The sequence below is a fragment of the Stenotrophomonas terrae genome (assembly GCF_039674165.1).
Lineage (GTDB): Bacteria > Pseudomonadota > Gammaproteobacteria > Xanthomonadales > Xanthomonadaceae > Stenotrophomonas > Stenotrophomonas terrae_A.
Window position 1 is genome coordinate 23,613 of sequence record NZ_JBDJMY010000052.1, and the last position, 6,846, is coordinate 30,458.

5 protein-coding genes are annotated in these 6,846 nt (G+C 64.3%); all 5 read left to right on the forward strand.

Features of this window, described 5'->3' with window-relative positions:
- Nucleotides 1-6: 6 nt before the first annotated feature.
- Complete coding sequence (locus ABE493_RS17040; RefSeq protein ID WP_430980808.1) at nucleotides 7-1,122, forward strand: flagellar basal body P-ring protein FlgI; 1,116 nt, start codon at nucleotides 7-9, stop codon at nucleotides 1,120-1,122.
- On the forward strand, nucleotides 1,123-2,316 hold the full coding sequence (gene flgJ, locus ABE493_RS17045; RefSeq protein WP_346500135.1) for a flagellar assembly peptidoglycan hydrolase FlgJ: 1,194 nt from the start codon (nucleotides 1,123-1,125) through the stop codon (nucleotides 2,314-2,316).
- A gap of 11 nt (nucleotides 2,317-2,327) precedes the next feature.
- Complete coding sequence (flgK, locus tag ABE493_RS17050; protein ID WP_346500138.1) at nucleotides 2,328-4,205, forward strand: flagellar hook-associated protein FlgK; 1,878 nt, start codon at nucleotides 2,328-2,330, stop codon at nucleotides 4,203-4,205.
- Entirely contained in the window at nucleotides 4,205-5,407 is a 1,203-nt protein-coding gene (gene flgL / locus ABE493_RS17055) for a flagellar hook-associated protein FlgL (protein ID WP_346500140.1), read from the forward strand. Before flgK ends, flgL begins: the two co-directional genes overlap by 1 nt.
- Nucleotides 5,408-5,473: 66 nt before the next feature.
- The gene (locus tag ABE493_RS17060; protein WP_346500142.1) at nucleotides 5,474-6,700 is read left to right on the forward strand and encodes a flagellin; all 1,227 of its coding nucleotides are present in this window, start codon (nucleotides 5,474-5,476) and stop codon (nucleotides 6,698-6,700) included.
- The last annotated feature ends 146 nt before the right edge of the window (nucleotides 6,701-6,846 follow it).

Genomic DNA, 6,846 nt, shown 5'->3' on the forward strand with positions numbered 1-6,846 from the left:
ACCGTGATGACTACTTTCTCTTTCATGCGTCATCTGGCCCTCGCAATGCTGGCACTGGCGGCCGCCCTGCCCGCCCATGCCGAACGGATCAAGGATCTGGCCCAGGTTGGCGGTGTGCGCGGCAATGCGCTGGTTGGCTACGGCTTGGTCGTCGGCCTGGATGGCAGCGGTGACCGCACCAGCCAGGCGCCTTTCACCGTGCAGAGCCTGAAGAACCTGCTCGGCGAGCTCGGTGTCAATGTTCCGGCCAACGTCAATCCGCAGCTGAAGAACGTCGCAGCGGTCGCGATCCACGCTGAACTGCCGCCGTTCGCCAAACCCGGCCAGACCATCGACATCACCGTGTCCTCGATCGGCAATGCGGTGTCGCTGCGCGGCGGTGCCTTGTTGATGGCGCCGCTGAAGGGCATCGATGGTCAGATATACGCCATTGCCCAGGGCAATCTGGTGGTAGGTGGCTTCGGTGCGCAGGGCAAGGATGGCTCGCGTATGTCGGTGAATATTCCCAGCGCCGGCCGCATTCCCAACGGTGCCACCGTCGAGCGTGCCCTGCCGGATGTTTTCGCCGCCGGCGGCGACATCACCTTGAACCTGCACCAGAGCGATTTCACCACCGTCTCGCGGATGGTCAGCGCGCTCAATGCCACCTTCGGTGAGGGCGCCGCGCGCGCCGTTGATGGCGGCACCGTTGCGGTACAGACACCAAGTGATGCTGGCGCCCGCATCGGCATGCTGGCCCGTATCGAAAACGTGGAATTGTCGCCAGGCGCGGCACCGGCACGCATCGTCGTCAACTCGCGTACCGGTACCGTGGTGATCGGCTCGCAGGTGCGGGTCAGCCCGGCGGCGATCTCGCACGGTTCCTTGACGGTGACCGTCAGCGAATCGACCCAGGTCAGCCAGCCCAATGCCTTTGGTGGCGGACAGACGGTTGCCACGCCGCAGTCCACCATTACCGCCAGCAATGAAGGCAGCCGCATGTTCCGCTTCGATGGCGGCGCGACCCTGGATGAGATCGTGCGCGCAGTCAACGAAGTCGGTGCGGCGCCGGGCGATCTGATCGCCATCCTGGAAGCACTCAAGCAGGCCGGCGCACTGACCGCCGACCTTGAGGTGATCTAAGTGCGTATCGCCGCGCCCGCGCTTGAACTGAACCCGGCCATCGCCAATGACCCGGCGAAGATCGACAAGGTTGCCCGCCAGCTGGAAGGCCAGTTCGCACAGATGCTGGTCAAGAGCATGCGTGATGCAAGCTTCGGCGATTCGATGTTTCCGGGTGAAAACCAGATGTTCCGCGAGATGTACGACCAGCGCATTGCCGAGGCGATGACGCGCGGTCGTGGGCTGGGCCTGTCGGCGATGATCGCGCGCCAACTCGGTGGCAGCGACTCCGCCAGCACACCCAACGTTGATCCCAGCATCAAGCCCGCCGCTGCCGCGCGTGCCTACCAGTTGACCGCACCTGCAGCTGCCGGCATGCCGCTGGACCCTGCATCGGCAACCGGCGCCGACCCGCTGTCGACGTTGAACATCGATGACCAATCCACCTATATGGCCCCGCAGGCCCAGGCCCTGGATCTGATTGCCGGCCGTGACAGCAGCAGCTTCCATGCTGCGCTGAGCAGCGCCAACCCGTATCAGGAAAACGAAGCCGCAACGCCAGCCGCCGACTGGGCGATGGCCAATGATCGCTGGAGCAGTGCAACCGCGGCGCAGCGCGGTGACGCCGTCGACACCACCACCGCCAACCTTGCCGCCGACAAGCTCGGCAAGCACACGCCGGAAGGCTTTGTCGCCAGCATCTGGCCGCATGCCGAGCGCGCCGCGCGCGAGCTGGGCGTCGACCCGCGCGCCCTGGTTGCACAGGCCGCCCTGGAGACCGGTTGGGGCAAGCGCCATATCAAGCGCGACAACGGTGACAGCAGCCACAACCTGTTCGGCATCAAAGCGACTGGTTGGAGCGGCGAACGCGCCACCACCGGCACCCACGAATACGTCAACGGCCAACGTCGCAATGAGACCGCCAGCTTCCGTGCCTATGGCTCGATGGCGGAGAGCTTCGGCGACTACGTGCGCATGTTGAAAACCAGTCCCCGCTACCAGGCCGCGCTCAGCGCCGGCAGCGATGTCCGCAGCTTTGCCCAGGGCCTGCAGCGTGCCGGTTACGCCACCGATCCGGCCTACGCGGCCAAGATCGCCGCCATTGCCGCCGGGCCCACCATCGGCCGCGCCGTTGCCGCCATCGGCGATGCCGGTGCACGCCTGGGCCAGACCTTTGCCAGTACCGCCGGTGCTACCGGCATCACCCGTCGTTGAGATAGCCGTCCATGTCTAATGTTCTTTCCACTGGCACCAGCGCGCTGATCGCCTTCCAACGGGCGCTGGCTACCGTCAGCCACAACGTCGCCAACATCAAGACTGACGGCTACAGCCGGCAGAAGGTGGACTTCGCCACCCGCGACCCCAGCGATGTCGGCTACGGCGACGTGGGCAACGGCACCAAGATCACCGACATCCGCCGCGTGGCCGATCAGCTGGCCATCTCGCGCCTGCTCGACAGCAACGGTGAACTGGCGCGCCTGCAGCAGCTGTCCGGCATGGCCGATCGCGTCGATGCGCTGTTCTCCGATGCGGCCACCAACGTCAGCGGCGTGTGGTCCAACTTCTTTGACGCTGTCAATGGACTGGCATCCAACGCTTCCGGCACCGCCGACCGCCGCGATGTTCTGGACAACGCCAGCACCCTGGTGAACCGCTTCAAGCAACTCAATACCAACCTCGACAGTCTGAACAGCGAGGTCAACAACGGCCTGATCTCCGCAGCCACCGAGGTCAATCGGCTAGCCAAGGAGATCGCACAGATCAACGGTGCCATCGGCAGCAATGCCGCCGCGGCCGCACCGGACCTGCTGGACCGGCGCGATCAGCTGATCTCCAAACTGGTCGGCTATACCGGCGGCACCGCGGTGATCCAGGACGGCGGCGTGATGAACGTCTATTCCGCTGGCGGCCAGGCCCTGGTTGTCGGCACCACCGCCTCGGAGATCACCACTGCGGCTGACCCCTACCAGCCCGAGCGCCTGCGTCTTGCGATCAAGACCCAGGGCATGACCGTGACCATGGACAGCAAGGCGCTGGGCGGACAGATCGGCGGCCTGCTGGAATTCCGTGAAACCGTGCTCACCCCCGCCCAGGCCGAGCTCGGCCGGATCGCGGTGGGCATGGCGCAGTCGTTCAACCAGGCCCACGCTGAAGGCATGGACCTGTACGGCGACATGGGCGGCAACTTCTTCAATCTGGGTACGCCGAAGATATCCGGCCATAGCGGCAATACCGGCACTGCAAGCCTCACCGCCAGCTATGGCGACCTTGGCGCGTTGGATGGCCAGAACCTGCTGCTCAAGTTCGACGGCAGCAACTGGCAGGCCAGCCGCGCCGATTCCGGCGTGGCGGTACCGATGACCGGCACCGGCACTGCCGCCGATCCGTTCGTGGTCAATGGCGTGCAGTTCGTGGTGGGCGGTACCCCCGCCACCAATGATCGCTTCCTGCTGCAGCCAACGGCTGGGGCAACCAACGATCTGTCTGTGGCGATCACCGACCCCTCGCGCATTGCCGCCGCCAATCCGGTCAAGGGCACGGCGGTGCTCAGCAATACCGGCACCGGCGTACTCGGCAAGCTGGACGTATTGAATGCTGGCGACCCTGCCCTGCTCAATCCTGCGGCCATCGCCTTTGTTGACGCCAACAACTACACCATCGATGGTGCCGGCCCGTATCCGTACACGCCCGGCCAGACCATCAGCGCCAACGGCTGGAGCGTGGTGCTCGATGGCAAGCCTGCCGCTGGCGATCGCTTCGACATCGGCAAGACCGCTGCCGGTTCCAGTGACAACGGCAACGCCTCGCGGCTTGCCAATGTCGAAGATACCAAGGCATTCAACGGCGGCACCGTCACCCTGAATGGCGCGCTCGGCGGTTTGACCACGCAGATCGGCTCGGCAGCACGTGCAGCCGACTACTCGCTGCAGGCGCAGCAGGTGATCAACGACAACGCCAAGGCCTCACGGGATTCGATCTCGGGCGTGAACCTTGATGAAGAGGCGGCGGACATGCTCCGGCTGCAGCAGGCCTATCAGGCCGCATCGCAGCTGATCTCCACCGCCGACACCATGTTCCAGACGATTTTGAAGGCGGTGGGCTGATGAGTAACCGAATTTCCAGCAACATGATGTATGACCAGTCGGTCTCGCTGATGCTGGCCAAGCAAAGCAAGATGAACCATCTTGAGCAGCAGCTGGCCACCGGCAAGAAGATAGTCACCGCCAAGGATGATCCGGTTGCTTCCGGTACGGCCGTTGGCCTGGATCGCGTGCTTGCCGAACTGGAACAGCTGGGCAAGAACGCCAACACCGCGCAGAACCGGCTCGGCCTGCAGGAGAATACCTTGTCGCAGGCCAACGAACTGTTGGCACGGGTGTCGGAACTGACCGTGCAGGCCAACAACGCCGCCTTGTCAGCCGAAGACCGCAAGACGGTGTCCGCCGAGTTGCAATCGATCAAGGACCAGATGCTGGCCTTGGCCAATACCACCGATGGCAACGGCCGCTACCTGTTTGGCGGTGCCGCCGATGCCGCCGCACCGTTCACGCTTGCCAATGGCACCGTGACCTACAACGGTGATCAGATCCAGCGCCAGGTCGAGGTTGCCCCCGGCACCTTCATCAAGGACGCGCAACCGGGCAGCGAGGTGTTCCTGCGCATCCGTACCGGTGACGGCACCGTCGATGCAGCCGCGGCCGCAGGCAACACCGGCAAGGCGGTACTGACCGACATCAGCCGCGACGGTTCGGGCAGCTGGAACGGCGACAGCTATACGTTGCGCTTCACCGGCACCGACACCTATGACGTCGTGGATGCCAGCAATACGGTGGTCGGTACCGGCACCTATAAGACCGGCGAAGACATCGTCTTCCAGGGCTTGCGTGTTCGCATTGAAGGCACTCCTGCCGCCGGCGATGCGTTCACCGCCGGCCAGGCCAGTACCCGCGATGTGTTCAGCACCATCGACCAGCTGGTGCAGACGCTGAATATGGACACCTCCACCGAAGCCGGCCGCACCGCCCAACAGAACGCATTGCAGGCAAGCATCCGCGATGTCGCGCGTGCATCGGGAAGCCTGATCGATGCGCGCGCCGCAGGCGGCGCGCAACTGAAATCCATCGACGATGCGGCCTCGCTGCGCGAAGCCAGCAGCATCACTCTGGAAAGTTCCCTGTCGCAGCTACGCGACCTCAACTATGCCGAAGCCATCGGGCAATACCAGCTCGAAGGCGCGGCCTTGCAGGCGGCACAGACCATCTTCACCCAGATGCAGTCGATGTCGCTGTTCAACATGATCCGCTGATTCCGTAATCCGCATCCCACCGCTTCCTCATACGCACCACGTCACCGAACACAACGGAGAAGTCCCATGGCACAAGTCATCAACACCAACATCATGTCGCTGAACGCTCAGCGCAACTTGAACACCAGCGGCAGCAGCCTGGCGACGTCCATCCAGCGTCTGTCCTCTGGCCTGCGCATCAACAGCGCCAAGGACGATGCCGCCGGCCTGGCCATCTCCGAGCGTTTCAGCACCCAGATCCGCGGCCTGGATGTGGCCGTGCGCAACGCCAATGACGGCATCTCGCTGGCCCAGACCGCCGAAGGCGCGATGGTCGAGATCGGCAACAACCTGCAGCGCATCCGCGAGCTGGCCGTGCAGTCGTCCAATGCCACCAACTCGGACAGCGACCGTGAAGCGCTGAACGCCGAAGTCGATCAGCTGCTGTCGGAAATCGACCGCGTCGCCAACCAGACCGGCTTCAACGGCACCAAGCTGCTCGACGGCAGCTTCACCGGTGCGCTGTTCCAGGTGGGCGCCAACTCCGGCCAGACCATTGGCATCAATGCCATCGTCGATGCCAACATCGACACCCTGGGCCAGGCCGGCTTCGCCGACAACGTGAGCGGCACCGGCATCGGCGGCACCGCCGCCACCGCCTCGGGCTCGATCAGCGGCATCACCGTCAGCGTCACCCCGGCGGGCGCTGCCGCTGCCACCCAGATCAAGCTGGACGACATCAAGATCGAAGTCGGCGACGATGCTGCCGCTGTGCAGAAGAAGGTTGCCCAGGCCTTCAACAACAAGCTGGACCAGACCGGCATGTACGCCACCGTCGAAGCCGGCGAACTGAAGCTGACCTCGGTCAAGGCCGGGCAGGATTTCGGCGGCGTCACCAATGGCACCCTGGCTGGCGGCACCGGCATCACCGTCTCGCTCGCTGCCGACCTGGGCGCGACCACCGCCGCTGCCGGCGTGGCTGCAAACGGCGGCGGCATCCGCCACATGGAAGACTTGGACGTCTCCAACTTCTCCGGTTCGCAGCGTGCGATCGAGATCGTCGACAAGGCGTTGACGGCGGTCAGCAGCTCGCGCGCGGAAATGGGCGCCATCCAGAACCGCTTCACCTCTACCATCGCCAACCTGGCCACCACCTCGGAAAATCTCTCCGCTTCCCGTAGCCGCATCCGCGATGCCGACTACGCCAAGGAAACGGCCGAGATGACCCGCACCCAGATCCTGCAGCAGGCCGGTACGGCCATGCTGGCCCAGGCCAACCAGGTGCCGCAGAACGTGCTCAGCCTGTTGAAGTAAGGCGGCTGCACATGTTCAACGCAAAAACCCCGGCTTGCCGGGGTTTTTTGTGTTCACCAGCCATGACCACCACAGATGTGGGAGCGGCGTCAGCCGCGAAGCTGACATTGGTGATGCAGCTTCATTGCGTGGCGGAAGAACCACCT

Coding starts and splice junctions, on each gene's coding strand:
- ABE493_RS17040 (WP_430980808.1), top strand. CDS start 7: ATGACTACTTTCTCTTTCATGCGTCATCTGGCCCTCGCAATGCTGGCA.
- flgK (WP_346500138.1), top strand. CDS start 2,328: ATGTCTAATGTTCTTTCCACTGGCACCAGCGCGCTGATCGCCTTCCAA.
- flgL (WP_346500140.1), top strand. CDS start 4,205: ATGAGTAACCGAATTTCCAGCAACATGATGTATGACCAGTCGGTCTCG.
- ABE493_RS17060 (WP_346500142.1), top strand. CDS start 5,474: ATGGCACAAGTCATCAACACCAACATCATGTCGCTGAACGCTCAGCGC.